Source organism: Pedobacter sp., from assembly GCF_035566355.1.
Lineage (GTDB): Bacteria > Bacteroidota > Bacteroidia > Sphingobacteriales > Sphingobacteriaceae > Pedobacter.
In genome coordinates this window covers 1-25,845 of the sequence record NZ_DATMRL010000597.1, presented here as the reverse complement: position 1 = coordinate 25,845, position 25,845 = coordinate 1, and the positions used below count along the sequence as shown (strand labels likewise).

At 37.8% G+C, this 25,845-nt stretch carries 26 protein-coding genes; 2 read left to right on the top strand and 24 right to left on the bottom strand.

Annotated features, from left to right (window positions below; all coding sequences use genetic code 11):
- Window positions 1-7 precede the first annotated feature (7 nt).
- The 3 genes from VNZ46_RS23555 to VNZ46_RS23545 are packed head-to-tail and all read right to left on the bottom strand — an operon-like array spanning window position 8 to window position 1,517.
- Window positions 8-646 (bottom strand): hypothetical protein, encoded by a 639-nt coding sequence (locus tag VNZ46_RS23555; protein WP_325563197.1) that lies wholly within the window; start codon window positions 644-646, stop codon window positions 8-10.
- 8 nt (window positions 647-654) lie between these two features.
- Window positions 655-1,296: a DUF6266 family protein gene (locus VNZ46_RS23550; protein ID WP_325563195.1), complete on the bottom strand. Its 642-nt coding sequence runs from the start codon at window positions 1,294-1,296 to the stop codon at window positions 655-657.
- Between the two features lie 44 nt (window positions 1,297-1,340).
- Window positions 1,341-1,517: a hypothetical protein gene (locus tag VNZ46_RS23545; protein ID WP_325563194.1), complete on the bottom strand. Its 177-nt coding sequence runs from the start codon at window positions 1,515-1,517 to the stop codon at window positions 1,341-1,343.
- A 403-nt stretch (window positions 1,518-1,920) separates the two neighbouring features.
- Here VNZ46_RS23545 and VNZ46_RS23540 point away from each other — a divergent pair, with 403 nt between their 5' ends.
- Window positions 1,921-2,361 carry an Hsp20/alpha crystallin family protein gene (locus tag VNZ46_RS23540; RefSeq protein ID WP_325563192.1) on the top strand — a complete coding sequence of 147 codons (441 nt, stop codon included), beginning with the start codon at window positions 1,921-1,923 and terminating at the stop codon, window positions 2,359-2,361.
- 203 nt (window positions 2,362-2,564) lie between these two features.
- Here VNZ46_RS23540 and VNZ46_RS23535 read toward each other — a convergent pair whose 3' ends face one another.
- The 21 genes from VNZ46_RS23535 to VNZ46_RS23435 form a co-directional block, all read right to left on the bottom strand.
- Entirely contained in the window at window positions 2,565-2,810 is a 246-nt protein-coding gene (locus tag VNZ46_RS23535; protein WP_325563190.1) for a hypothetical protein, read from the bottom strand.
- Between the two features lie 9 nt (window positions 2,811-2,819).
- Window positions 2,820-3,191, bottom strand: a complete 372-nt coding sequence (locus VNZ46_RS23530) for a DUF6934 family protein (RefSeq protein ID WP_325563188.1) — start codon at window positions 3,189-3,191, stop codon at window positions 2,820-2,822.
- A 338-nt stretch (window positions 3,192-3,529) separates the two neighbouring features.
- On the bottom strand, window positions 3,530-5,125 hold the full coding sequence (locus VNZ46_RS23525) for a DUF3843 family protein (RefSeq protein WP_325563186.1): 1,596 nt from the start codon (window positions 5,123-5,125) through the stop codon (window positions 3,530-3,532).
- 36 nt (window positions 5,126-5,161) lie between these two features.
- Window positions 5,162-5,818, bottom strand: coding sequence for a Crp/Fnr family transcriptional regulator (locus VNZ46_RS23520; RefSeq protein WP_325563184.1), 657 nt, complete (start codon window positions 5,816-5,818; stop codon window positions 5,162-5,164).
- A gap of 532 nt (window positions 5,819-6,350) precedes the next feature.
- A complete protein-coding gene (locus VNZ46_RS23515; RefSeq protein ID WP_325563182.1) occupies window positions 6,351-6,599 on the bottom strand; it encodes a helix-turn-helix domain-containing protein in 249 nt (82 codons plus the stop codon).
- 48 nt (window positions 6,600-6,647) lie between these two features.
- Window positions 6,648-6,977, bottom strand: a complete 330-nt coding sequence (locus tag VNZ46_RS23510) for a hypothetical protein (RefSeq protein WP_325563181.1) — start codon at window positions 6,975-6,977, stop codon at window positions 6,648-6,650.
- 297 nt (window positions 6,978-7,274) lie between these two features.
- Window positions 7,275-7,940, bottom strand: a complete 666-nt coding sequence (locus tag VNZ46_RS23505; RefSeq protein ID WP_325563179.1) for a Crp/Fnr family transcriptional regulator — start codon at window positions 7,938-7,940, stop codon at window positions 7,275-7,277.
- A gap of 41 nt (window positions 7,941-7,981) precedes the next feature.
- Window positions 7,982-8,287 carry a hypothetical protein gene (locus VNZ46_RS23500; protein ID WP_325563177.1) on the bottom strand — a complete coding sequence of 102 codons (306 nt, stop codon included), beginning with the start codon at window positions 8,285-8,287 and terminating at the stop codon, window positions 7,982-7,984.
- Between the two features lie 73 nt (window positions 8,288-8,360).
- On the bottom strand, window positions 8,361-8,750 hold the full coding sequence (locus tag VNZ46_RS23495; RefSeq protein WP_325563175.1) for a helix-turn-helix transcriptional regulator: 390 nt from the start codon (window positions 8,748-8,750) through the stop codon (window positions 8,361-8,363).
- A 4-nt stretch (window positions 8,751-8,754) separates the two neighbouring features.
- Window positions 8,755-8,946: a hypothetical protein gene (locus VNZ46_RS23490; RefSeq protein WP_325563173.1), complete on the bottom strand. Its 192-nt coding sequence runs from the start codon at window positions 8,944-8,946 to the stop codon at window positions 8,755-8,757.
- Window positions 8,943-9,359, bottom strand: coding sequence for a hypothetical protein (locus VNZ46_RS23485; protein ID WP_325563171.1), 417 nt, complete (start codon window positions 9,357-9,359; stop codon window positions 8,943-8,945). Before VNZ46_RS23485 ends, VNZ46_RS23490 begins: the two co-directional genes overlap by 4 nt.
- Window positions 9,360-9,370: 11 nt before the next feature.
- The gene (locus VNZ46_RS23480; protein WP_325563169.1) at window positions 9,371-10,414 is read right to left on the bottom strand and encodes a hypothetical protein; all 1,044 of its coding nucleotides are present in this window, start codon (window positions 10,412-10,414) and stop codon (window positions 9,371-9,373) included.
- A 323-nt stretch (window positions 10,415-10,737) separates the two neighbouring features.
- Window positions 10,738-11,211, bottom strand: a complete 474-nt coding sequence (locus tag VNZ46_RS23475; protein ID WP_325563167.1) for a MauE/DoxX family redox-associated membrane protein — start codon at window positions 11,209-11,211, stop codon at window positions 10,738-10,740.
- Window positions 11,198-12,070, bottom strand: coding sequence for an alpha/beta hydrolase (locus VNZ46_RS23470; protein WP_325563165.1), 873 nt, complete (start codon window positions 12,068-12,070; stop codon window positions 11,198-11,200). The genes VNZ46_RS23475 and VNZ46_RS23470 overlap by 14 nt, the downstream gene beginning before the upstream one ends.
- Window positions 12,071-12,075: 5 nt before the next feature.
- Entirely contained in the window at window positions 12,076-12,939 is an 864-nt protein-coding gene (locus VNZ46_RS23465; protein WP_325563163.1) for a hypothetical protein, read from the bottom strand.
- Between the two features lie 24 nt (window positions 12,940-12,963).
- Complete coding sequence (locus VNZ46_RS23460) at window positions 12,964-15,747, bottom strand: alpha/beta hydrolase family protein (protein ID WP_325563161.1); 2,784 nt, start codon at window positions 15,745-15,747, stop codon at window positions 12,964-12,966.
- 13 nt (window positions 15,748-15,760) lie between these two features.
- A complete protein-coding gene (locus VNZ46_RS23455) occupies window positions 15,761-17,269 on the bottom strand; it encodes a RagB/SusD family nutrient uptake outer membrane protein (RefSeq protein ID WP_325563159.1) in 1,509 nt (502 codons plus the stop codon).
- A 31-nt stretch (window positions 17,270-17,300) separates the two neighbouring features.
- Complete coding sequence (locus VNZ46_RS23450) at window positions 17,301-20,573, bottom strand: SusC/RagA family TonB-linked outer membrane protein (RefSeq protein WP_325563199.1); 3,273 nt, start codon at window positions 20,571-20,573, stop codon at window positions 17,301-17,303.
- Window positions 20,574-20,790: 217 nt separating this feature from the next.
- Window positions 20,791-22,017 (bottom strand): FecR family protein, encoded by a 1,227-nt coding sequence (locus tag VNZ46_RS23445; RefSeq protein WP_325563157.1) that lies wholly within the window; start codon window positions 22,015-22,017, stop codon window positions 20,791-20,793.
- Between the two features lie 143 nt (window positions 22,018-22,160).
- On the bottom strand, window positions 22,161-23,474 hold the full coding sequence (locus VNZ46_RS23440; protein WP_325563155.1) for an AAA family ATPase: 1,314 nt from the start codon (window positions 23,472-23,474) through the stop codon (window positions 22,161-22,163).
- 154 nt (window positions 23,475-23,628) lie between these two features.
- Window positions 23,629-24,207 carry an RNA polymerase sigma-70 factor gene (locus VNZ46_RS23435; protein WP_325563153.1) on the bottom strand — a complete coding sequence of 193 codons (579 nt, stop codon included), beginning with the start codon at window positions 24,205-24,207 and terminating at the stop codon, window positions 23,629-23,631.
- Between the two features lie 267 nt (window positions 24,208-24,474).
- On the opposite strand from VNZ46_RS23435, the gene VNZ46_RS23430 reads away from it, so the two are divergent.
- Window positions 24,475-25,845: carboxypeptidase-like regulatory domain-containing protein (locus VNZ46_RS23430; RefSeq protein WP_325563151.1), on the top strand; the 1,371-nt coding region annotated here is incomplete at its 3' end.

Here is a 25,845-nt window from a genome sequence, read left to right as displayed (position 1 = left end):
CCAGCCCCTAATTAAACTCCTCGTCCAGCAATTTCAACATCCTAACCAATAACACTCTGACCCGCATAGCCGTACTCTGCACCACCTGCTTATACTTCGTAGTTAAACTATTAGGTGAGATAAACCCATCTCCTATGCCCGGTGTAATGAAGTTCTTCGAAATCGCCAAAATCAATTGCGTAACCGGCCCCGCATCCAGCCCGCCAGCCTTATTCAACAACTTAAAGAAGTATGCCAATGCATCAACGGAAAACAACACCCGGATCCGGGGATTACTTTCCCGTTTAGGCAAAGCAACAACAGCCTCTCTTGCCCAGTTAAAGAAACCTGCATACCGCACTTCAATATGCTCCAGCAATTGCTCCAGGCAATCCCCGGCAGCAGCGTATAATTCCATACAAGAAACCGGTACCTTCTGATACTTAAACAAAACATCAGTTAAATAGCCGCAATCATACTGGATCTGCTTCAAATGCCGTTCCACTAAACTACTTGAAGTAATACCCAACATCTCCTCCTGCATAGACCTAATTATCTGCTCTTTAATTACAGGCAGTTCTGCTATCCAATACAACACTTGCTGTTCATCTAAATTGAAATAAGCCGGATCCATTTGTTGTAGGATCAAGGTCCTTAAAGTATTCATTTCTGCATTCATGGCGCTATCCTCCCTAAATAAATACTATTCGCAATTTTCTTACGGTTAAAACTGGTTACACCCACATATACCTCCAGCGCCTTACCAAGCATTTTCTGATTGAATTTAAACCTGCAGGCTTTGTCTGCACGTTTTGCACCACCAACAAAACCATCTGCAATACCCAGTTCCGGGCAATATACAACCAGCATGAGCTGATCATCATAAGATACCCGCTGACCAGGATTGTCAGACCAGCTTACATAAAGCAGGTTCGGATCAGCGAGCACAACAGAGGGATTAGCCAATCCAGCCAACTCCCCTTTGCTTACCACCACTTTGCTATAGTCTATACTGAAATCAGGATACTCCCCTACAACAGCCCGGTGAAAATTCTCAGAGAAAGCCAGATTGATCTCCGATTTCACATTAGACAGATTTAAAAATCCTATAGAAACATAAGGATGAAAGGGTACTAACCATTCGCTTACAAAGCGAAATTTCTGTTGATTGGCAATTTGTGCTGCCGAACGTTTCGATTTTTTATTTGCCTTTCTGGGCGAAGCCTTTATATAAGCAATACTTCTCCAATTGGAGCCAACCACAGGGCCCACCTTTCCAGAAAAAGCACCCAAAATACCTTTAGATATTTTTGCCATGATATTCTTATTTATGAGTAAAAGATTTAGTTTAAAAATGGCCTTTATAGCCTATCTATAGCCAGGTTGCCGGGGCAATATGCCCATAAGGGCATTTCCTTGGGGATAAATAGCCATTTCATCGAATACAATACGAATCTAACCCCTATCCAATACCTAGCTGTTAGCCATCTGTTGTAGGCCGGAAAAAAGCCAAGGATTCCTTTTTCATATATTCTCATAATTCAAATTTTAAAGCGTAAAACATTAGTTAATTAAAGCGCAAAAAAAAACACCCTGCTGGCCAGCCAAGACTTTTTTAAAACCCCACAAACCAAATGTAAACACCTAATAAACAGAATCCTACCACTCAACAAGGCCTGAATGGTTTTGAATGGAATTGAAAAGAAATTGAATGGAATTGATTGGTTACCCTCCCCCTCAGCCCTCCCGCCATAGTATCCTAATGATGAAGTTTTGACAGTTAAAAACTGAAGATTTTTCAGCAATCTTGAAATTTTTTCAGTCTATAATAATTAAAATGCACTTGGCATTTGAGTTGTACTATTTAGCCCGAACGGAAGTTCACAGAGTTTAATTAATTATAAGTTTTAATCATTAAATCAAATTAAGGAGGAAAAACCCATGACATTGGTTAAATTTAATCCAGAAAACAAAAAAAACTCATTAATGCCAGGCTTTACTGATGTTTTTGATTCCATCTTCAATGACACTTTCTTTGCAGATCGTATGGTTACCCGTGTACCTGCAGCTAACATCAGTGAAAGTGCCGATCACTATCATGTAGAATTAGCCGCTCCCGGACTTAAAAAAGAAGATTTCAAAATCAACCTGGAACGGAAGGTACTGAACATCTCTGTAGAACAAAGTAACGAAAGCAAACAAGAGGAAAAGAATTATGCTAAACGCGAGTATAGCTATAATTCTTTTGTCCGTTCGTTTACTTTACCTGAAAGTGCCGATGAAAATGGCATTCAGGCAACCTACAATGACGGCGTTTTAGCAATCAATATCCCAAAAAGAGAAGAAGCAAAAACCGTAAGCCGTCAAATAGAAATTAAATAATTTCCCAAAAAAATCAATTCTCAGAGCTACCATGTAGGTAGCTCTTTTTTTAAATCTGTTATTATGGAAAATTCTTATGAAATCTCATTAAACATGAAAACCCATAAAGTTTAATACAAAAATAATTACCAAAGAGGTATTTAAAGAGATCAATTTAGAATAGAGAAGAATATGAACTACCTCTGCTAACGTTGAACTTAACTTTATACTAATGCCTGGATTTCAGCTATAGAAAGCTTAGAATATCTGGCAATCTTTTCCAAAGGTTCTCCACCAGCAAGCATTTCAATTGCCATTTCCCTTTTTTCCTGCTCTGCCTTAGCACGTTCCAGTTCCGCTCCTATTTCAATACCCTGCTTCTGCCCACGCTGCTCTCCCCTCAATTCCGCAGACTCAAGAGCACTGTAATTATCACGCTTAATCTTTAAACTTTCCTGGTACGGTTTCATATCTCCTTACTACACTTTCCAAAAATCAGAAGGCAACGGATGTTTCTTTAAAAACTGAATAGCCTCTTCATCCTTTTTTTTAAAGAATGGCGCATTCGTATATTTAGCTAAAGAATCAGCATTTTGATTTGAAATCACTTTATCCTGCTTTTTATTGCCTTTTATATTTTTCATTTCATCATTACTAGTATTCACCATATCATCAACATCATTCTCGTTGTCATCCCAGTCACCAAAACCTAAATTGTAAATCTTATAGGGTTCGTCCTGAATTAATCGGTATCTGATTATTTTTTTTATAGTGCCCTTTGGTCCCTCGCTATAAAATTCGTAGTAAAACTCTTCAGGTATTTTTAAATAAGGATATACGTCGTCTGCCATTTAAAATGCTTCTATCTCTACTTCCACGCTTACATTAGGAATATTTACAAATCTAAATAATCAACATTAAATAACCAAAAAGATATTTAATTCCTAATTAAGAAAAATATTTATATTTAAATCAACAAACAGAGATCTGTTACAAAATATTGCAACATATCCAGCCATGCGTGATGTCCCTTGCGACTCTTCTGTCTACCTGTAACATGACTTCGTTTAAAGAACGTTCTCCACCCTCCCCGGTCTGCGCCCAAAAAAATAGGTTTTCATGATCAAGCCTCAGAACCTAAAAGGTTCAGCGCGATCAGAAAACCTATTTTTCACAACAAACCAGATCTTTAATTAAAACCCAGTTTAGAAGGCATAATCCCCGGCCGCTTAAAAGGCATATAATCCGATGGCACATATATCCTTAATAAAGCCTCCAAATCCTTATCCCGTTGCATAGTCCATTCAGAAGAATTTTCTGCTGTTAACAAAACAGCTTCAGACCTCAAAGAACGCCATACATGCTCAGGAAATAGCTGATTTAAAAACAACCGCCTTTCACAACAATCATACACACTTTCCAGTGTAGACATAGCAGCCAAATTATCATAATAAGAAGGGATTATCGTTAATGGCTCGTCAGGCAAAACAAACACACCAATATCAGACATAGCCGGCAAATGATCAGCCCTGAGCGGCACTGGTCTATTCTTATTCGCATCCGCACGGCCCTCTTTTACCGCTACATCAAACTGCCATTGATGAAATTTATTCATTGCCTCTTTAAATTCCATTATAGTCTTGTAAACCAAAATCCCTTCTCCAAAAAAGGCCAAATTCCGCTCTGCTTCAGTTTTAGTATGGTTCTTCAGCTCTTGCTGATACGTTACAGAATGTTTTTTATATTCATATTCATTTTGCTTATTCATCCAGAAAATCTCATCCTTATCCGGCTCATGGCCACAAATACCAACAATTATATAACTATCCTGCCATCGATACAATGTTGCTCCCCAGAACTTCTCTTTTCCAAGTCTGTGGCCCAAATTACCCACACCTTTTTTTATAATTGGAAATACCTCATCCGTCAAGCTATGCCTAAAAAAGAAATGCTTCTCATCTGCATCAAAAAACTCAAAGATCCCGTAAATCAAATACTTAGTATTTCTAAATCCAATTGTTTTTTCCTCGCTACATCCAAGACTGGTGGCCAGAATATCAACAGGAAACAGACCAGACAAACAACTATTCAAACCATACATCTTTTTTTCCAGCTCAGAAAAAAGGTTCATATCAAAATACTCCTTAGGCAATGTTGCTCCACCCTGTTCTCTAAGTAATTTCTCATGGGCTTCGCGTTTATGCTTAAACTCATATCCAAACAAATAGCCATCATAAGCAAACCAAGTCAAAATACGCTTAAAATCTATCGGCTCTGCATCAGCCATTAAATATTGCTTATAAAAATCTGTGAAAGTTATTTCTTCAATCTGATCTAAATGATCAAATACCTTTTCCCTCAATACAATAAAAAAATCTTCAGAAGGAAAAAACTCCGTCTGGCCAGTTTTCTGCAGAAACACCAAATAAACAAAAGCTAGATAATGGATATCAGCCGGATGAATATCGTTGCAATCTTTCCATTCCTCCAGCTGTTCCTTAGAAAAAAATGGAACACGCTGCCCGTACAAAACCTCATGTTCCTTAACTACCGCAGCCCAGAAACCTATCCCATTTACCACATCCTCAAAATATGAAGTCAGCACATAGGCCAGTTCCCGGCATTGAAACATATTTAAAGGGCTCTGATTAAACAGAGAATGCTCAGAAAGAATAAGGAACACCTCCCTACATATCTTCAAATAAGGCAAATCATAAGAAGGATTATTCTTGTAAGGTTTCCTCGAAGAAAACCAAGTCATAGAGACCGTAGATTCAGCAAACATAGTTTAAATATTAATTAGATAAAAAATCAGTTCTAGTTATTTCTCAGGCAAAATCCTCTGCTCAATTAACCTCATCCTGCAACGCTGCAAATAATCAGCAGACATCAATAGATAACTGGCAATATATTCATCCCGAATGATCCTGGTATGAAGCAAACCAGGAAAAGTTCTATAAAAATGGAGCACACTATCCTCACCCCCTTTGCGGATCATTTCATCACGGAACATCTCCTTGTCCTCAAAAGATGCAAGCGTTAAACGTGCCAGCTCATCCATCCCGGGAATAGTCTTATACCCCGTTTCCATTTGGCTATGAGTGATTTCCAACAAATAAGCATCCTCATAAACCTTAATACAGTACCCCGCTTTAATGCAGTTCATAAAACTATTTCCAGCAACAATTTGCCCCGGACCATAGATCCGCAAAACACTTAACTTACCTTCAGCATTAAAATAGTACACAATAATGTACCCACTGGAAATAAAATAGGCCTTATCAATAATCGTATCCTGCTCATGGAGAATATGCGTTGACCTGCAATACCTAGCTTGCATCACACTTTCAAGATACTCCTCCAGATGATCAGGCAAAGGATTTTTAACCGCCTGTAAAGTTTCAATAAGCCATTTAAAAGCTTTCGCATTCATTGGAACAATGGAGCTTGGCTGTTTTTCATTCTTAGGTAAAGACATAACTGAGAGTTTATTTTTTGTAAATCTCAGCCTAAAGAAATCAGTAAAAAAGCCCCCCATCTAAAATCAATAATTTTTAAAGTATACCGAATCAAAAAACATATAAAATTCTAAAAACAAGAAAATAACCAAACTAAACAGTATAAAATTTTGTTAACAAAAATCAAAATTTTGTGAAAAGCAGATGCCGGAACCACCGGCATCTGAGGCACGCAACTAACCGACAATACCCAAACCAAGGCTAACCAGGCCACAGAAAAGGTTTGGATATTTACTTTAATTCGAAAAATCAAAAGGTAACTGAGAAGCGTATACATATAAGAGATGTTAAATAGGGTATACGCAAAACTAAAGAACACCTAAACAAAAAACACCGGAAAATAACGGTTTTTCCAGTGTTTTTTTGAATTCTCCCCCCACGGTCTGCACCCTCTCCAGTCTGTACCCCCTCCAGTCTGCACCCAAGAAAAATAGGATTTCATGATCAAGCCTCAGAATCTGTAAGATTCAGCGCGATCAGAAAACCTATTTTTCACAAAGAAGACTTCAAATAAAACCACTTCCCCCCAACCTTCCTACACACCCAAGCCCCCTCAGTCCTCCTCCTGTAAATCGTCGCATCACTCACATTCAACAAACGCTTCACATCACTCGCATCAATCCAAACCACAGCATCCTGCACCACAACACCCTCCCTCGACGCCTCCCACCGTTCCAGCAAAACCTTAATATCCTGTAGAATTTTAACAATAACCAGAATAGACTTTAAAAACTCAATCATAACCATCAAGTAAAAAAGCGCCGGACCAAAAGATCCGGCGCTTTACCTTTACTGTTTGCTCACCACACCAGGCCCATAAGCCACTTCAGCATCACTCGTAAAATGTTGGTCATTGATGTAATCCTGCAACGTAGGATACACCGAAGAATCAATGATCACCTTACAAGGCACCGAACCCGCAGCACCACAACTCGGAGTAGAACCCGTAGCCAGCGTCCAGTTCGACGCATTCCTCGCACCAGTAGACGTACCCAAATTGTACGTGTAAGCAATTAAACCCGCCTTTTGAACAGACGCTGATTTAGTAAAAGCAAAAGCTGCGGTCAATCCGCCAGCACACAGCACGACCATTAAAGCCGCTTTGAACGATTTTTTCATGTTAATGAATTTTAATGTAAAAAATGGATGAATTATATACTCTATTCCGCGTTACGTACCGCTAAGAATATTCAGGGAAATAAAAGCAGGTGCCAGAACCACTGGCACCTGCAATTTAACTAACCGACAACACCCAAGCCAGGGCTAACCAGGCCAAAAACAGCACGAGTGTTTATTTTAATTCGACATGTAATTGGGTAACCGAGTAGCGTAGTTTTCATATATAAGAGTTGTTTAATTTAGTATACCTAAAGATAGGCAGCCAGAAATAAAAACAACTACCGCATTTACAGCACTTTACCTGTTTTTATCAGGCAATAATCCCTTCTTAATTAAAGACGACCGATACCTCTGCAATGTATCCACACTCATCCCCAAATGACTGGCCAGATTAGGGTCTTTAATGACGTTGCCGGGAGGCAACAAATCCAGGTTATTTTTATACAAGAAATACACCAACTCTTCCCCGCCTTTGTTCTTTGCATTATTCCACTCCACCTTCTTATCTTCAAAGCTGGCCAGCGTTAAACGCGCCAGTTCATCCATTCCCTCAATACTCGCATAACCGGCTTCCATTTGTGCATGCGTAATTTCCAGAACAAAAGCATCTTTAAAAATCCTTAAATTATACTTTGCTGGTTTGCCATTCATAAAACTGTTTCCAGCAACAATCTCCCCGGCAAAGAAGATGTCCAATACCTGCTCATCGCCATTTTCGTCAATATAAAAAGCAATCATAAAACCTCTGGAAATAAAATAAGCTTTATCAATTGCTGCACCTTCCAGATGGATCACATGCGTACCCAGGCAAAGTGAAGCAGTCATCACTTTTTCCAGATAAGATTCCAGACCATCGGGTAAAGGTTTTTTGATGGACTTTAAATATTGGATAAGCTTTTCAAAAGCAGGTTTAGGCAGAGGAACCGCTTTCATTTTTGGGTTTTCTTTTCTCAAGAGTGTCATTTAATTTAGTTTTCGTTAGATCGTTGATTTGATGATTTCGTTTAGATGTTTGAATATTCAGTTATACTTAATTCCGCCTTCCCGTTTTTATACAGCAGCATCAGGTTTTCCATGCTGATCTTTTTGATATCTTCGGGATATTGGAGATTAAAAGCTTCAATAAACCTCAACGGAGAGGTAAAAGCTGTTCTGAGTTGAAGCCGCACTTCATTTTCTTCGTGGTTACGGAGCATCACACTCATCTCAATAAGTTTGTCACCGTGAAGCGCAACTTCGACGCCTTCTTTAGAGGTGATAAGGTTAGAATGAGTCCAGAAATACTGGACCAGGTCACTAGTTTTGATCATAAAATTTGTATTTGGTTAGATATCTAATAACTATTGGCAAAAATTTGATTATATGCGAGATTAAAAAAGGGGCTTAGCCCATTAGCCCCTTTCTATACCCCTTCGCCGTCTGTCCGGCCCTTTGTTTAAACCACCTGCTGAAATACGGGGTATCACTAAAGCCCAGCAGCTCCGAAATCTCTTTCACCGAATGCTTCGTATACTGCAATAAATACAAAGCCTCCCTGTAAATCCTGTCCTGCAGCAACTCATACACAGACCTACCTAAATAAGCCTTTGCAAACCTGTTCAAAGCATGAATGCTGGTATCCATTTTAACCGCATAAACAGAAATATCCCGGTTATACCTGAAATCCAGTTCAATCAAAGATTGCAAAACCTTTAATCGTTTAAAGGCCGGAGGCCAGTAGTCTAAATTGAATAGTCTAAAGCGCTCTGTATAAGTATTCGTTTCCTGCAACATCCTCTTACTTTTTATTCGGCACCCAGGTACAAGTCACATCCAGCAGCTTGTTTTCTATTACATAGATCAGGATGCTCACCGTTGTTTCCTCATCTAAGTTTAAAGCCACTGCTACTTCTGCAAGCGTAAAGGATTTCCCTTCTACATGCTCCAGGAAAGCTTTGACCAATTCTTCGGGGATAAAATTCTCTTTCATAAACTCTGTTTTAAGATTCGACGATACACCAGATCCAGTTCCAGGAAGATTTCTTCCAATGGCTGGTAGTTGATGAATTGTAATATGCGAAGTAAACCCGCTTTGACTTGGATCAGGACAGACTGGTGTACATTCAACTCCATACCGGATTTTTCAGGCACCGGGCCATATTCTTTAAGCAAGGCGAAAGTTCTGAACAGCAAGGAAGAAACAAACTTTTTAATCACCGACCGTTTATATTCCAGGTCCTCTTCCTGAGATAAGATCAGCTCAAAGAGATAACCGGATAAACCTCTGTAAGCAAGATCAACCCTGTCATTCACCGCAGCAGGAATGTCAATGGAGTGATTTTCCAGGTCATCCAGAAGTTCAACGAAGAGTTGTATGTTGTATTTTAATCCTTGTTTTGACATCTTGATAGAGGTTAAAAATTCAATTGGTATTTATACAGGTAGTGATCGTAAAGAGCATACAGTGATTGTCCATAGACCCTAAAATCCGTTAGTTTCTTTCCGTTGAAATCTGGCAGGTAAAAACTAAGTTTATATTTCCCATCCGAAACATTGTATACATCAATTGCAGCCCCTTCTTCGTGCATATTTGCAGTTTCATTATCCGCTTTTAATCCTGAATGGATAAACAGATACTTTTCATTAGCTGTAGTCTGATTGTTAACAGTAACTGGAGGTGAAGCTAATGTAAGCTGATTTGCAGAAGTGATTTTTGCAATCTTAATTTTTGCAAATGTATTGGTATCAATAGTTTTACCCCTATATAGAAGGTTAAGATTTGTATCAGCACAGATAAACTGGTTACGATAGAAATACGTATAGAATATTTTATTTGAATTTGGCACTTTTATAAGTTGACCATCAGTACAAAAAAGGCCATCTATTTGTTTTTGCAGTAGATTTTTTCCTACAAATCCCAAATTAACTGCTCCATATCTAACTAATTCATTTTCGTTATTCCTATTGATACGGACAAAAATAAATGAACCCGTATCAATTGAAATCCCAGTCGCAAAACGTTTGGTTTGAATTTTGGTAGATAGCTTTAGATCACTAATTTTACCACTCCATATTTCTGATTTATACCCCTCAAACAGAAAAATTTTATTTGAATCTATTGTTAAATAACTGTCATTGTATATCTGCAATTCTTTATCAAAGAGTGCCGTCTCAGTAATAAGTACATTATCACTCTTATTAAACCTTGCTTTTAATACTCTGTTTTTTTGCTCCCTATTTCCAAGATAAACATCCTCCTTCTTATCAATTCCCATAAAATAGAGATGTGTTTGCTTTGTATCCAGGCAAGAAATACCCTCAACGGAGTGGGCTGTTGTTTGTCTAATAAAGTGATTAGGCGATTGCGCTAGTTTATTTGAAATAATAAAAAGCAATATTACAAATCCACTGCTTCCAAAAATACAAATACCTAAAATTACAAGTTTTCTTTTAATCATATTATTCTTTTAAGGGAGCCTAGAGGTATGCCCTCTAGGCTGAATACAATATTTATGGTTTAAAGACATACAGTGGAAGCGTACACTTATCTTCGTAAAATGCATCGTAATTTGTAACTCCGATCGTCACAGTGCAACGTTGAGTTCCAACAGGTGAACATGGACTTTCATTAATTGGACCGACTAAGCAAGTAGTTGGATTAATTTTTGCACTTCCTAAGACCAGTACTGATTTGGCTTTTGTTGCTATAGTGGCGGTTATCGCTAACAGGAATGCCGCACTAAATAAAATTCTACTAATTTTCATTTTTTTAGTTTTTAGGTTATTGTCTTCTATTAAGGGGGTCGACATCCCCTCTTATTGTGCACATAAGATTTTTATATTGATTTGGATATACCATTATTGCCAAGGCTCCAAGAACGAGAAATCCGGTATTAAAAAGCAGATGTTCTTTCCATGTCATATTCTGCAAAACGCCACCACAAGAGCAAGGAATGTATGGACTGAATTTCAAAATGATTATAATATAGACACAAAACATAACTATCAAGTTAAAAGCCACATATAACGCAAGTAACTGAAAACGTCTTATAGTCAAAAAAGTAGACACTAAAAGTTCAATTGTTGGCACAGCAACAGACATAAAATCAGAAAAAACATTTAATACCGGGGACTTGCCTAGCTCAACTCTAAATTTCTCAAAATCCTGAAACTTACTCAATGCAGCATATACAAAAAGTAAAATGAATAGGCTTGCAATGATCTCAACCAGAATATTTCGTTTACTTGAATTCATAAAACCCCTCCTTCTTGATAAAGGTTAGCATTGGTTCCATCCACTCACTCACAGGTAATCGCTGCGTAAACCCATGATTCCCTTTCGGGAACAAATGCAATTCCGCATCTACCTTGTTCTTCTGTAATGCCTGATAAAACACAATGCTGTTGTTTACATCCACAACATTATCATCGCCACAGTGCGTCAAGTAAGCAGGCGGAGTTTCCTTAGTGACCTGGAGCTCATTAGAAAACAAATCCACCTTTTCTTTACTTGGATACATACCCAACAAGTTAATCTTTGATCCCATATGGGTGAGCTGATCATTCATGCTGATCACAGGATAAACCAGGATCATAAAGTCTGGCCGTAGACTGATCTTGTCTTTATTTGGGATATAATTTTTAGAGAAATGGGTTCCTAAAGTACTTGCCAAATGCCCTCCAGCGCTGTATCCAATCACACCAACTTTACTAGGATTGAGGTTCCAGTTTACGGCGTTGGAGCGGATCACTTTCATGGCTTGCTGCGCATCCATCAATGGCCCGTAGCTTTTGTCCCGCAAGGTTACCTTTTTCGGCAAACGGTATTTGAGTACAAAGGCTGCAATTCCTTTTTCTGCAAAGGCTTTACCTATAGCTATCCCTTCTTCTTCAAAAGCGAGGAAACCATAAGCTCCTCCTGGGATGACCAGCACCGCAGTTCCATTAGCTTTTTCTTTAATGGGTAGATATAGGGTCAAGGTTGGCTCTTCTTCTTTGGAGAGTTTTACTGTACTTCCGGGAATAGTATCCGGGTAAAGCGGCAGCACTTGTTGTGCTACCGCAGTGTACCCAACCATTAAAAAGAGCATTGATATTAAGATTTTATATTTCATAGGAATTAGTTATTTGCAGGAGTAAGCCAGGTTTTCTTCCCCTTGAGCATTTTTTCTAAATGACCATTATTTTCATCTTCATAAGGCGTTCCTTTTGCAAGTTTTACAGCTTTTTCTTGCCATCCAATTGCTTCTTTCACTCTTCTGGACTTATATAGTAAATTTGCATAAGTATCATAGGCATACGGCTCTTTCGAATACCATTCTTCAATAGCATACTTCATCACTACATCGCAAGCAAACTTTACCACCTCAGGATCATCTACGTTTTCAAATACACACCATGATGGTTCGTTAACTATATACTCTGGCCGCTTTAGCGCCTTTTCAAAATACAATACATAGTATTTTCCGAAATTAACCCAGTCTCTAATTTTCGAATAGTACATCATTCTTCTACCTTGAACAACTTCTTGTCCAAGAGTACCGAATTCATCGGTAACTGTCTTTTCTATATTATCCCAATCTGGTTTATCTTTTTTTATACTCTCTTCTGTTGGTAGATATTCCTCTGCGATTATGGATCTGATAGCATACTCTGCTTTGTCTCTCCCTAGTACAGCATTGATTTTTTCACTTTTAAGTTGAAACATTTTAAAAGCATTACTCTTTGTATTACCCAAATATTGCCAAATGAACTCTAGGTTCTCTTTACTATAAAGAACATCCTCCTTTTGTTTAAAAAGATATTTGTTGATGTAATCCTGTGCATAGCTATTAGCTAATATTTTGTCACCTTTCAATCTTGCCTCTTTTGCCAAAAAAGGCATTTGAACATAATCATTATTACTCTGGGCATACATCTCAATATTCCAGAAATTAAGCAAGGCGGTAGCCAGAAACAAGTATTTTCTCGTTTTTATTTTCATACTAATATATTTTTTTATATCTCCTTATTTCAGTGTAATAGTTATAGGCTTTCGTGTCATTAGGCTATCCACTTTACGTTGTTCTTCTAATGTTAGTAAACCTGTCCCCGGGATTCTTCCAGTACTATCAAGCTTTAGTCCAGAATCTTCCCTTCTTCCTGTCTCACTAGTCCCATCTAACATCCAGGCTGGAGCTGGTTTATCTTTAAGATAATGATCAAAAAACTGTTGCATGCGGATTGTAAAATCCTTAGATTCATCACCGTTAAGAACGTGATTCCCTTTTGGATAAACTAACATCCAAGCTTTTTTACCTAACCTACGTAATTCTAAGAAAAGCTCCAATGTATTTGGATATGGGCAAGCAGGATCATTCTTTGTCTGCATTATCAATAATGGAGTAATAACTTTATTGATATGCAAAACAGGAGAGTTCTTGATATAGCCAGCTAAATTCTCAGAAAGAGCAGTACCCATTCTACTTTGCCCCAATTCAAAATCCTCACTTAAACTGTTACTATATCCTATTGTCGGATTTCCCCGTAATGTACCAGATTTACTAATCCAATCACCTACACCTGAAGAAGAACAAGCCGCCACAAAGAGGTTTGTCTGTGTTACTAAATAATTAGTTTGTATCGCTCCCCAACTATGTCCTTGAATCCCCATTTTCCTTGAATTAACAAAGGGTAATTTAGATAGGTATTCTGCGGAGGAAACAACTGCATCGTAAGTACCTTGCATGGGATCCCCTATCGAATAATAAATATCCGGACAAAAAACAAGATAACCATTGCTAACATAAGAGGGTATATCCAAAGCTCCATACGAATATTCAGGTTCTAAATAAGCATTTAATCCATCAGAAAGTTTTTGGTAATAATAAAATATAACTGGATACTTCTTATTCGGATCAAAATTTTCAGGCTTGTACAGCACTCCTTGCAAAGTTCTTCCATCAAATGACTTCCAACTGTGCAGTTCTGTGGTATACCAGTTATAGTCATTATGAGGGTTAAAATCGGTCAATTTATTAAATGATCTAAAGTCTCTTGTGCTGAAATAATTAGGTGCTTCGTTAACACTCATTCTCCGAACAATATAATTTTCAGCTTCTTTAGCCTTTAAAGGCGAAAAATCATATACATTAAACGGTATATTTCCACTATTTATCTTATAAATATATGGCCCCATGGTAAGTTTCACCGGATCGTTACATCTGTCAACTCTCCCGCTGAAAAATCCATTATTCTTGTCGACTGTATTAAATGCACTTAAAATTAACTTGTCTTTTTCTCTGACAATATTTATATCAGTTGAAAATTGTTCAAAATTGATTAAACTAAAAATAATCTTATTTCTTCTCCCATAGCCATTTGTAACATTTATAGGTAAACTTTTTCCTTGAGGATCGAACTTCCAAATATCATAGCGGTCATAAATCAGAACAGACCTATCATTCGGTAGCCAACCAGCAATACCTCTTGGAGAATTCTTTTGAAGATCATTATTATCAATATTCACCCATGATGTTCTAATCTCTTTTGAGAGATTAACAACCTCTCCAGATTTCAAATTATAACTAAAAAAATTCTTCTCATTGATATCATAATAGATAATAAACTTCTGATCCGGTGAGAGTTTTATGGAATAAAAAGACATTGATTGTAAAGAGCTATTATTATTTAGGAAAGTCAATTGTTTTCTCTCCCCAGTCCTACTGTTGAGTAATTCATACCTTACTTTAGGTTTTGTATTCCACCATACGCCGGTACTACTACTATCTTTAATTTGATGTCTACTTAATAATGTTTTATTATAACTATCGCTTAAAAAAAATTCATCATCATATAGTTGCAATGGAATAATCTTACAATCATTTAGCCGAATAATTGCACCATATATCTTACTACTTTTTACCTTTTCCTGTTCTGATGGCAGCTTTACATCTCTGTAACTCCAAACCTGCACTACTGGGGTTTCTGATTTAGTGGAAGTTGGAAATATATCTTTTTTTATTTCGCAATATAGATAACGACCATCTTCACTAAATCTATTCAAATAACCAAAACTATTGCCTAATCCTTCTGATTTAACAAGGCAAGTTGGCTTAGATATTCCAACCTTACAATACCAGATAGAATTACTTACTTTAAATGCCAATTGTCTATGCTTTAAATCCAAAACTATATTATCCATTTCCCCACCATCATAAATAGAAATTGTTCTATTTGTTGCAAGATTTACCCATTCCAGATACTGGTGCCTATTATCCCTTTCAGAAGATCGATTTATAATTAGAAACTTCCCATCATTACTTAAATTATACCAAGAAACATTCAAATATGTTACTTCCCTTCCCGTTATGAAATTTCGAATAACTAATGTTCTTTTAAAATCATTTATTTGATAAGCAAACCGCAGGACGGGTTTACTCTCGGCGACAGAAAAGTTCGAAACATTTGGTATTCTGGTTACCGAGTTGTCAGCAAAATCAATGATGTTCAAGATGTTATTTTGCGTAATAAAAAAACAATATTTACTATCTTCTGTGATTTTTGGACCAAGTATTATATCAAATGGAAATTTCATAGTCCATTTCGTTTGAGTAGATTGAATCACCAAACCTGTTCTGTCGGATGGCCCTTTCTCAACATTATATACAATATATTTTCCATCATTACTAATAACAGCACCAAGTCCAATAATAGGCCATTTGTCATAGACGGCTGAATCAATTACTGGCTTTTGAGCAAAAATAGATTGAACTCCCCAACTGAACAGTACCATTAGAAAAAATCGTTTCATATTTTTATATTAATTAATATCCTGTGTTCTGTATTAGGTTTGGGTCCTTTTGTAAATCATATGTAGGCAGAGGAAACCATTGCTGGAAACTTTTCCATACTCCTCCTCCTATTTTTTTCGGAACCTCAATAGCCATTATTTCGTCTACTCTATTGGTGCGTTTTAAATCAAGCCAACGATGTCCCCACTCTGTAAATAACTCTGTCTGACGCTCATGTTCCACTGCCAATAATGCATCAGATGGAGCCAACGATGTCGATAATTTAGATAACCTAACGGCTCCCTCAGTTTTATCTGTCGCACGATCCCTTAGTATATTCAAATCATCTAACCCTTCACTTATTTTTCCTTGTTGTATTCTAGCCTCGGCACGGATTAAATATTGCTCGGCTAAACGTAATACCATTGAATATTCAGAAACAGGGCCATCAACAACATAACCTATTTTATATTTATAAGCATAATAATAATCCACATCATCAATCTTGACACTATTTATCCAGTCTTTTTTTCTCTGATCACCAATATCAAAACTGTTTAGGAGACTAGCACTAATACATCCAGGTTGTGAAGTTCCAACACCAGTCTCAGGGGTCAGAATAAATGCAATTCCGTCTTGTGTATTAATGTTTCTAGTTACAGGTTGCAACTGCCAAATAGCTTCCTTACTATTCATTTTAAATACCTGATTTAAGGTAACAAGTCCATAATTATTATTTCCAATTAATATTGAAGCTTCCCTCTCAGCACTGTCCCAATTTCTTGTGTACAAATATATTCGAGCAAGCAATGCTGTTGCTGCCCACTTGGTCGGACGGACTCTTTCTTCGGTTTGTATTAGTAGGCTAGCATCTAAATACTTTTCACTAAGCAGATTTTGTGCATCTTTTAAATCAATAATAATTTGCTCCCACACTTTTTCTTTAGGGGTTCTTTTTAATAAAGAATTTACCTTGTAATCTGTACTTAATATAAGTGGAACATCACCATATAAATTAACAAGATAGAAAAAGTAAAAGGCCCGTAAAAATTTGGCTTCTCCCAATAGCTGCTGTTTTACAATCGGAGTTAGGGACGTTGAATTTGAAATTCCTTCTAGGGTAGCATTTATCACATAGATATCCGGATAAGCATTATTCCAAATCTGAGTTCCAACATCATTCTGAGTATTTAAAGTATTTGTATAATATGCCTTGAGAAAATTGTCTGGACTAATAAGGGTCAATTCATCTGCGGATAACCCGGCCAAGTAAGACATACTTGTTATCGCACGACCCTGAAAGATTGATGCAGCACTTAATTTCGAATAGATCGCTGTTAAAACCGAACTGGCTGTAATATCCTTTTCGAATATATTTTCAGAGTTTACACTCGTGTTTGGTCCACCTACTTCGATTAATTTCTTACAACTAGGAAAAGTAATAAAGACCAAGGCAATAATAAGTAACCCTATTCGGTTGATTAAGTAACTACAAACAGAAATAAACCTATCGTTTAACGGAGAATGTATTAATTTTTTCATTTTCATTTTCTTTAGTTAACCTATTTAAATCTTATAATCCGATCTTTAATCCCATCGTTATTACTCTCAATGGAGGCAATGAGTAGGAGCTCTTTGTTTCAGGATCAAGGCCTTTATAGTTTGTGATTGTTAATAAATTCTGTCCTTGTACATATAATTTACAGCTTCTCAAATGGATCGTATTTTGCCAACTCAGTGGTACTTGCCAGGAAACAGACAAATTTTTCAATCTGACATATGATGCATCGCCAAAATCAGCATCACTACCATCAATATAATTTGACTGAAATGCAGCTGAAAACTGTTGTCTCGAAACATTATCACCAGACTTCTGCCAGCGATCAAGTTGCTGCGTTGTCTGATTACCATTCCCCAAATTATAATATCCAGCAGTAACCTGTGGAAACGAATTGAACATACCTATCTGTTTAGTGAACTGAAACAAAACATCAAGCTGAAACGCTTTATATGCGAAAGAATTTTGGAAACCTCCATAAAATTTGGGATCTGGATTAATAATAACAGTATTGTCTTTGTTTCTATCTGGAGAGTACGTGGCATTCCCACTTTGATCGGTAAATTTATAAATACCTGTTGCGTTATCCACGCCAACAAAGTGATACAACTGAATAATATTCAATGACTTACCTACAACAAGTTGTTTATTGTAGGAAGAATTTTCTAAGTTAGTAAACGCAACAAGTTTATTCTTTGGCAATGTTAGATTAAAACTACTTGTCCAGCTAAAATTAGACGTTTTCACATTTGTTGTAGATAAAGTAAATTCCCACCCTGTATTTTGCACCGTCGCAGGCAAATTCCTATAAATCGACCCAAAACCTGTTATTAAAGGCAAAGGATAACTTAATAATTGGTTTGATGACCGATTAAACGAATAATTTGTATTTAATAAAATCCTATCTTTTAGAAACCCCAGATCAATCCCTATTTGTAACTTCTTAGTTTCCTCCCATTGTAAATATGGATTAGTTAATCTATCAGGCAAATATCCTTTAGCTCCTTGATATACGATATCAACACTATATGGATTATACAAACTAATATACTGATAGTCAGATATCTGATCACTACCTGTTGTACCATAACTTCCTCTAAGCTTTCCGAAGCTGAGGAATGCCAATTGATTTTCCAATAATTTTTCCTTAGAAAATATCCAGGCAGCTCCTACTGCCCCGAAATTATGAAAATGGTTTTCAGGACCAAAACGAGAACTACCATCTCTTCTAGCGGTGAGATTTAGTATGTATCTGTCTGCCCAATTATAATTGATCCGACCAAAAAGTGCATTGTATTTATAAACAGAGTTGATGGCCCAGTTTACTATTAGTGATGTCGCAGATCCTACATCTTCTATAACCTGCTCGGTGTTAAATCCAGAAGCATTTATAGATGAAGCATCACTACTGTTTTTTTGAAGGGTTGCTCCAAGTAAAACTTCTAGCTTACCTTTTCCAATTGAATTGTTATAATTTAATTGAGGCTCAATGGACCAAGCGTTATTTTTACTAGTGTTAAAATTTGTGTTCCTGACAAAATAAGTCCTAAATTCTGGAGCCAACGATTCAGGAAGTTGGCCGAAAATAATATCCGATTGTAAACTGGTATAACCAAAAGAACTTTTAATATCCAATCCTGGCAAAATTCTATAACTCAAAATTGCATCTCCTCGTAGATTAGTCGTCTTGTTTTTAAATCTATTTACAATTTTTGCCAGAGGATTAAAAATAAAAGTAGTCATTCCAGAGGGAGTAGGTTCCCAGTTAATTTTTCCATCCGAAGTATATAATGCTGGGGCTATTGGGGCCAACTGCATAGCCATTTGTGTGAGATCATCACCTGGTAATTGGTTATCGTCAAATAGATAAGAACCCGACAATTGTATTTTGAATTTCTGATTAGAAGAAGTACTATTAATGCGGAAATGTACTGAACTCTTCTTATCATCAAAATTACCTGGAAATACATTACCTTCTTGATGATAACCTGCTCCTACCAAAAATTGAGTAATACTATTTCCCCCGGAAATAGAGGTCTGTATATCGTGGTATTGAGCTGTTCCTCCAATAAGTTCCTTTTGCCAATCTGTATAACGACTAGTATCCCAAAAACTGAGATCAGCAGAATTAAAAACTTTATAGGAATCGGTATTATAAGGAGGTAAAGTTAAATCTATCCCAGCATTTTTAAGAGCCTCTCTTCTCATTTCCAAATATTGCTGACTATTCATAAGGTCAAGTCTGCGTGTTACCTTTCCCCAACCACTTTGTAAATTCGCATCGACTTTGATATCTCCTGCCTGTGCTTTTTTTGTTGTGATTAATATCGCCCCATTGGCTGCACGCGAACCATAAATTGCAGTAGCATCTGCATCTTTTAACACATCAATGCTTTCAATTTCTGCTGGATTTAAATAGTCTAATGGATTACCGTAGGAGGTGCCTGTAGTTCCCCCAGATTGTCCTAAGATAGAATTCCCGCCAGGAAGAAGCTGAGAAGAAAATGGTATCCCATCAATTACATATAGTGGATCGTTGCCATTAGCCATGCTATTTTGCCCCTGAATCCTCACCTTCACACCTGTCCCAGCAAACCCGGTTGCCTGTTCTATAAACAATCCCGGTACTCTCCCCTGCAAAGCTAACAACGGATTATTCACTGGCTGCTTTTCAATCACATCAGCCCTAATCGTCGTCACATTTCCAGTACTCAGCCTCTGCGTCGTCGTTCCATACGCAATGACCTGAACTTCATCCAGCTTCGACAAACTCTGCTCTAACACCACATTCCCAATATTTGCCGAAGCATTCACTTCCTTTGGCAAATACCCAATAAAGCTCACCACCAGCACAGCACCCTCCTCTACCCCCCTCAGAAAGAACCTCCCATCCTTATCGGTACTCACGCCCTTCCCTGTTTTCTTTACCTTCACACTCGCACCAGGAAGCGGCCGATTCTCCGAATCCACCACCCTGCCAGAAGCGTCAATGCTATTAAGGGTGGCAACCACCCTCTCCAGAAAGGTGGGCGCTTTATCTTTTACTACTATTGTCTTTTCCTGCAGGCTAAAGGTAAAAGGCTGCCCTGCAAAACAAGCACTTAATGTTTCCTCCATAGTCGCATTTTTTAGATCTATGTTTACAGGCCTGGCTTTCTTCAGCAAATTCTTGTTATAAAGAAAATCATAGCCAGTCTGCTGCCTGATCTGGTCAAAAATCTGTTCCAGAGGGGCATTCTTCTCCTTCAGGGAGATCTTCTGCGCAAGTGTAGCCGCGCTCACTTGCATTAAACTTGCTATTAACAAAACGGTGGTTAGTCGCATAATCAGCAATATTTTATAAATGCAGGCCGAGGGCATACACTTATATTTGGTATAAATTCTGTACATTCGGTTGTTGGTTAGTTGATACTGTTGTCGAAATAATATGAACGAAATGGCCAACATTAGCCAGGGGTGTTAGTCGCACTTCTGGCTTGCTTGCTCATAAACGTGGTTGTTTTGTTTACTTGGTTACCGTAATCCTCCTTCCTTCTATCTTAAAGTGAACATCTCCTGTTGCTTCTATGATTTTCAATATGGCTGATATGTTTTTTGATCTGGATATCTGCCCACCCAGCGGAACATCGGCCGGAGCAGAAGGATCATATATAATGTCTACATCATACCACCGGGCAATTTGCCGCATAATGGTTCTGAAGTCTTGTGTTTTGAATACAAAGTCACCATTTTTCCAGGCAACTACTTCTGCGGTATTGACTTCGGCTACCTTAAGTTGGTTGTTGGCCAGGGTAGCTTGCTCGCCGGGTTTCAGTACAGCGTTATTAACCTTCACACTACCTTCAAGAAGCGTGGTCTTCACACTGCCCTCATCGGTATAACTGTTCACGTTAAAATGGGTTCCCAGTACGGTTACTTCCTGATTTTTGGATTTGACTACAAAAGGTTGGAGTTTATTCTTAAATATTTCAAAGTAGGCTTCGCCACTAAGTTCAACTACCCGCTGCCCACGCCCATTAAAGGAAACAGGATAAATCAATTTAGAAGCGGCGTTAAGCCATACTTTGGATCCGTCAGGGAGCCGGATCTGATACTGCCCCCCACGGGGGGTTTCGATTGTGTTGAGCGCATTCGAATAATTAGTCCGGGATCCTGAATCAAGTTCAGGATGACGACCGTTTATGCGACCGCTAATATCACTCGCCGTTTTATAGACTACTTGTCCGTCGGCGGTTTTAGTGATCTCCACTCCTGCTTCTTTGGCGAGTTCGCCGTTGGCCGCATCGGTTAAGGATACACGTTTGCCATTGGATAAGACTAAGTAAGCTTTGTTGCCTCCGGGTTTGATGTCGTTACCAGCGAGTCCGAGGTTCTGAACTGAATTCAGGATGACGTGGTGGCTAGAGTTGATGTAAAAGAAAACACCCAAGCCAACAACCAAAAGAACAGCTGCTGCCGCAGCGATACGAGGAAATAGAACCCGTAAATTTTTACGTTTTATTTGCTGCTTTACTCTGCCCAAAGAATAATCTGCCTTTTCCTGTTTCCAGTTATTCAATAAATCAGCTGTAAAACCAGTAACTGAAACTTCATCAGCAGTCTCCCGGTTTATAGGCGCAATGTCCTTCCAGGCTTCCAATTCTTTAAGCTCCTCCGCATTCAATTTTCCAGTCGCCTTGGTAGCCAGCAAGTAGATAATTCGGTCTATATTTTGGTCGTATTCTGGTGTCATTTTTTAACGATATACCCACAACACGTATAAACCCGAAAAAAGTACCTATTGAAAATGAACTTTTTTTTAAAAACCGTTTTAATGACCATTCCATGGGGTTTGATGGAGCATTTTTTATAAATAGCAATAGAGTGTAAAGCTTATTATAAGAATAAATCATCAAATTTCGCAGTTGGTAACTGCGAGATTTGATAGTCCGGAGAACGAGAAACCGTATATTCTTCCAGATCAGACATTAACCAATAATCACTTAGAAAACCAACCTCGCTCATGTAGTCCTTTGCTTTAATTTTCTGGTTTTCTGTCATTCCATTAATCTGAGTACCTCTTTCTACATCATAGGTTGCAATCATAATATGATCTAATTCATCTGGATTTAAAATATCCAGAGCTTTAGGAGAGTGCGTAGAAATAATAATTTGCTTGTCGCTCGATTGTTCTTTTAAAAAGTTCATCAACAAATGAAACTGATGTGGGTGGATACCAAGCTCAGGCTCTTCAATTAAGATCAAACCATCTTTTTTAAAGGTGATTTCAGTGACAATATAAAACAGTCTTTTAGTACCATCAGACAGATATGACCATGGAACCCAGGTGTCATTTATTAAAAAATCAAGCCGTAAGTTATCTACGATGAAATTTTTATCGGCATCATACACACTAAAACCGTCATTGAGCCGCAAATTCTTTATTGGAGTGAACAGCTTTAAATTATCAATAATTTCTTCAGAGAATTTAAAATCAGTAATAATTCCTTGTTTTGTATTGTCACTGTTAAAATCAATGCCATCTTCTAGAAATTCTAAATCCCACACGATATCGTCAATAAAATCCAGCGTATCGGTCCATGACCAGGCACCATCGTAAGGAACAGTTAACACTCCTGGTGTAGAAACAAAACCAATAGTTTCCGGAATGTTAAATTTGATAATCAGTGGTTTTAATATTCTTTGTAAATATCGAAAACCATTAGGGGACTTTTCTGCATGAGTTATTCCAGTTACCTCAGCTGCAAACTTTTGGAATAATTTAAAAGCTTCCTGATCTTGACCGGAAACATATGCCTTAGAATTGAATAAGTTCTTTCCTTCTACATCAACTTTGGTTAAATATTCATTATCAATTCCAGCATCAAGTTTATTTTTGAAATTCTTTTGAGCCTTTTCTTTTTCAAAGGACAATTGAAAATTCTTAGTCTTTGAAAAATAATCTAAAGATGCGAAAGTATAATTGAGTTTATGACCGCGACCTATTGCACCCTCTAAAAATTCCAAAAAATTAGATTTACCGGAGCCATTCTTTCCAATTAGAATATTAAGCCCAGGTTTAACATCCACAGAAAGATCTTCGATAGACTTAAATCCCTTCAGATGGATACTTTTCAGAAGCAGCGTTTCTCTCTCGGTATTCGGCATTGCATAGTCACGTTTATTACAAATGTAATTCAATTTAGCCATTATTGATACAAAAACAAGATTTAACAATTTATCAGAAAAGGCACTTCAGCACCCTTACATCGCAAACATAAAAAGAATAATTAATAAATTTACAATTATATTTATTAACCAACAAAAGAATTAATGATTATGCTTTGATAACATCTCAAGAACATTAATTTACCCAAACCAAAAGCATCAACAAAGTAAATGCATCCCCTGTAAGTCTGTCTTTCAGTATATTCAATCCCCGCACCTTATGATTTTTTACCGTTTGCTCAGACAGCCCAAGCTGGGCAGCAATCTCGGCATTGGTTAAGCCCTCCAGGAAACTTAAAGAAATCACTTTACTGCACTGACTTGGTAATGCATTTACCGCCCGGTAAATCTCTCCCCTGGTTTCGGCCTTAATCAGAAAACTCAAATGATCATCATCAGATATAGCCAGGCCTTCTGCTGTTTCTGTATTTGTTTTTTCGCCAAACTTACGATTGGAACGGATATAATCCATACAGGCATTTCTTGCAGCCTGGTATAAGAAAGCCCTCAAATGCCCCATATCATTAAACACCTGCTTTTTATACCAGAGTTTAACAAACAAATCTTCAATAATATCTTCTGCTTCGCTGCCCACAAACTTTGAAGCATAAAAGCATAGAGGATGATAATAACTTTGGTAGGTGACATCAAATACGGTGTTATGGCTCAAATGAATGGGCAAGTGTATGTTGCTATATGGTTGTTCTGTAGCCATAGTGTATTTAACCTATACCTTTAATATTACCTAATTTACTTATTTTATTTGAATTGAGATACAAGAGCAAGAGCCCTTTACAAAATCATTTTGCAATAGTAAATAATTAAAACGAATAAGTGGTTACCATTTTTTCACTACACAAAAAATATTATCACAGCGCAATAAATCAAAGCAAAATTCTGTAAAGAATGAATGGCAGGGATTTTTCTTTCAGATGCAACCATTTTGTGATTTCTGGCATCTACTACCTTAAGAGTCATATTTATGCGAAACAAGATCTTATCTTTTCTATTGATTTTTCTTTTTTCCATTCCAGCATTTAGCCAGGTATTGGAAACAAAAAAAGCCCCCTCTTATACCCCTGGGTATTGGGAATACAAACTGACTGACAGTTCCAGAACTTATAAGCCAGGTGCTGTAAATGGTACCCCACTGTTTTTCCGCCCGGTTGAAATTGATGTCTGGTACCCTGCAACAACAGTTACAAACCATTCCCCTTTAGATTATTCCTATTTCATTTCCCTACTTGAAAGGCGTGCCAATTCATTTCAGGACAGTGTGAAGTATGAGGGATTGACTAATGAGTTATCCCGTCATTTTACGATAGAAAACACGTCTTCCGGCAAAACGGTAAAAACTAAAAGCCATTTAGATATCCCTCCTATAAAAGGTAGTTTTCCATTGATTATTTACTTTTCAGCCTTTAACGGAATGAGCTATGAGAATGTTCCCTTATTTGAAAATCTGGCCAGTCATGGTTATGTTGTGGTATCTATCAGTTCCATTGGCCGCTATCCCGGAAATATGACTACCAGATTCCCAGATGTTATGGAACAAGTGGCAGATGCTGAGTTTGCCCTGCGTTTCCTGGGAAACAAAGGGACTGATACGACTAAAGTCGGCATCCTTAGCTATAGCTATGGCGGCGTCGCTGCTATTTTGATGGCACAAAAGTATCCCGCTATCAAATCAATACTTTCGCTTGATGGGTCTGAGAAACACTATTATGGCGGGGATAAGGCTGAAGATAAAGATTTCAACGACCTCCGAAACAGCATCTATTGGAAACCATCTGCTTTAAAAAAGACATATGCCTATTTAGAAAGCGACCACAAAACAGACGACTTATCCGTAGACAGTACATATACCCCTTTGCCAGGGGGATCCTATATTTACGCCCTCATTAACGGAGCATCACATGAAGATTTCAGCAGTATTTCAACGCCCATTGTCAGACCTGGCTCGGCTTATGAACTGATGAATCAATTGACGCTGAGCTTTTTTGATCAGACCTTAAAAATAAACGGTCAGCCTTTCAGTGACCAGCTCCTATCTTCTGCAAAGGCAGCAAGGATGAGTTTGAGCCCCAAGAACATTAAGCGGAAATCCGGGCAGATCATTTTGACTGGCAATGTTGTTGCCGGAGCAAATGAAGCACCCCTGCCTTATGCAAGTATTGGCATACCCTCAGGTAACCAGGGAACGGTAGCCGATTATAATGGCCATTTTACTTTAAATTTAGCCGATACCATGATGGAGCGTAGGGTTCGTATTTCGGCACTGGGTTACCAGTCCCGGACTTACACAGTAGCCTCATTGTTAGCGGCTTTAGCTATAAAACCAGCGATCAGACTC

Bases quoted from the DNA above. Each gene is read 5' to 3' on its own strand.
- VNZ46_RS23555 (WP_325563197.1), bottom strand. From the start codon at position 646: ATGAATACTTTAAGGACCTTGATCCTACAACAAATGGATCCGGCTTAT.
- VNZ46_RS23550 (WP_325563195.1), bottom strand. From the start codon at position 1,296: ATGGCAAAAATATCTAAAGGTATTTTGGGTGCTTTTTCTGGAAAGGTG.
- VNZ46_RS23545 (WP_325563194.1), bottom strand. From the start codon at position 1,517: ATGAGAATATATGAAAAAGGAATCCTTGGCTTTTTTCCGGCCTACAAC.
- VNZ46_RS23540 (WP_325563192.1), top strand. From the start codon at position 1,921: ATGACATTGGTTAAATTTAATCCAGAAAACAAAAAAAACTCATTAATG.
- VNZ46_RS23535 (WP_325563190.1), bottom strand. From the start codon at position 2,810: ATGAAACCGTACCAGGAAAGTTTAAAGATTAAGCGTGATAATTACAGT.
- VNZ46_RS23530 (WP_325563188.1), bottom strand. From the start codon at position 3,191: ATGGCAGACGACGTATATCCTTATTTAAAAATACCTGAAGAGTTTTAC.
- VNZ46_RS23525 (WP_325563186.1), bottom strand. From the start codon at position 5,125: ATGTTTGCTGAATCTACGGTCTCTATGACTTGGTTTTCTTCGAGGAAA.
- VNZ46_RS23520 (WP_325563184.1), bottom strand. From the start codon at position 5,818: ATGTCTTTACCTAAGAATGAAAAACAGCCAAGCTCCATTGTTCCAATG.
- VNZ46_RS23515 (WP_325563182.1), bottom strand. From the start codon at position 6,599: ATGATTGAGTTTTTAAAGTCTATTCTGGTTATTGTTAAAATTCTACAG.
- VNZ46_RS23510 (WP_325563181.1), bottom strand. From the start codon at position 6,977: ATGAAAAAATCGTTCAAAGCGGCTTTAATGGTCGTGCTGTGTGCTGGC.
- VNZ46_RS23505 (WP_325563179.1), bottom strand. From the start codon at position 7,940: ATGACACTCTTGAGAAAAGAAAACCCAAAAATGAAAGCGGTTCCTCTG.
- VNZ46_RS23500 (WP_325563177.1), bottom strand. From the start codon at position 8,287: ATGATCAAAACTAGTGACCTGGTCCAGTATTTCTGGACTCATTCTAAC.
- VNZ46_RS23495 (WP_325563175.1), bottom strand. From the start codon at position 8,750: ATGTTGCAGGAAACGAATACTTATACAGAGCGCTTTAGACTATTCAAT.
- VNZ46_RS23490 (WP_325563173.1), bottom strand. From the start codon at position 8,946: ATGAAAGAGAATTTTATCCCCGAAGAATTGGTCAAAGCTTTCCTGGAG.
- VNZ46_RS23485 (WP_325563171.1), bottom strand. From the start codon at position 9,359: ATGTCAAAACAAGGATTAAAATACAACATACAACTCTTCGTTGAACTT.
- VNZ46_RS23480 (WP_325563169.1), bottom strand. From the start codon at position 10,414: ATGATTAAAAGAAAACTTGTAATTTTAGGTATTTGTATTTTTGGAAGC.
- VNZ46_RS23475 (WP_325563167.1), bottom strand. From the start codon at position 11,211: ATGAATTCAAGTAAACGAAATATTCTGGTTGAGATCATTGCAAGCCTA.
- VNZ46_RS23470 (WP_325563165.1), bottom strand. From the start codon at position 12,070: ATGAAATATAAAATCTTAATATCAATGCTCTTTTTAATGGTTGGGTAC.
- VNZ46_RS23465 (WP_325563163.1), bottom strand. From the start codon at position 12,939: ATGAAAATAAAAACGAGAAAATACTTGTTTCTGGCTACCGCCTTGCTT.
- VNZ46_RS23460 (WP_325563161.1), bottom strand. From the start codon at position 15,747: ATGAAACGATTTTTTCTAATGGTACTGTTCAGTTGGGGAGTTCAATCT.
- VNZ46_RS23455 (WP_325563159.1), bottom strand. From the start codon at position 17,269: ATGAAAAAATTAATACATTCTCCGTTAAACGATAGGTTTATTTCTGTT.
- VNZ46_RS23450 (WP_325563199.1), bottom strand. From the start codon at position 20,573: ATGCAAGTGAGCGCGGCTACACTTGCGCAGAAGATCTCCCTGAAGGAG.
- VNZ46_RS23445 (WP_325563157.1), bottom strand. From the start codon at position 22,017: ATGACACCAGAATACGACCAAAATATAGACCGAATTATCTACTTGCTG.
- VNZ46_RS23440 (WP_325563155.1), bottom strand. From the start codon at position 23,474: ATGGCTAAATTGAATTACATTTGTAATAAACGTGACTATGCAATGCCG.
- VNZ46_RS23435 (WP_325563153.1), bottom strand. From the start codon at position 24,207: ATGGCTACAGAACAACCATATAGCAACATACACTTGCCCATTCATTTG.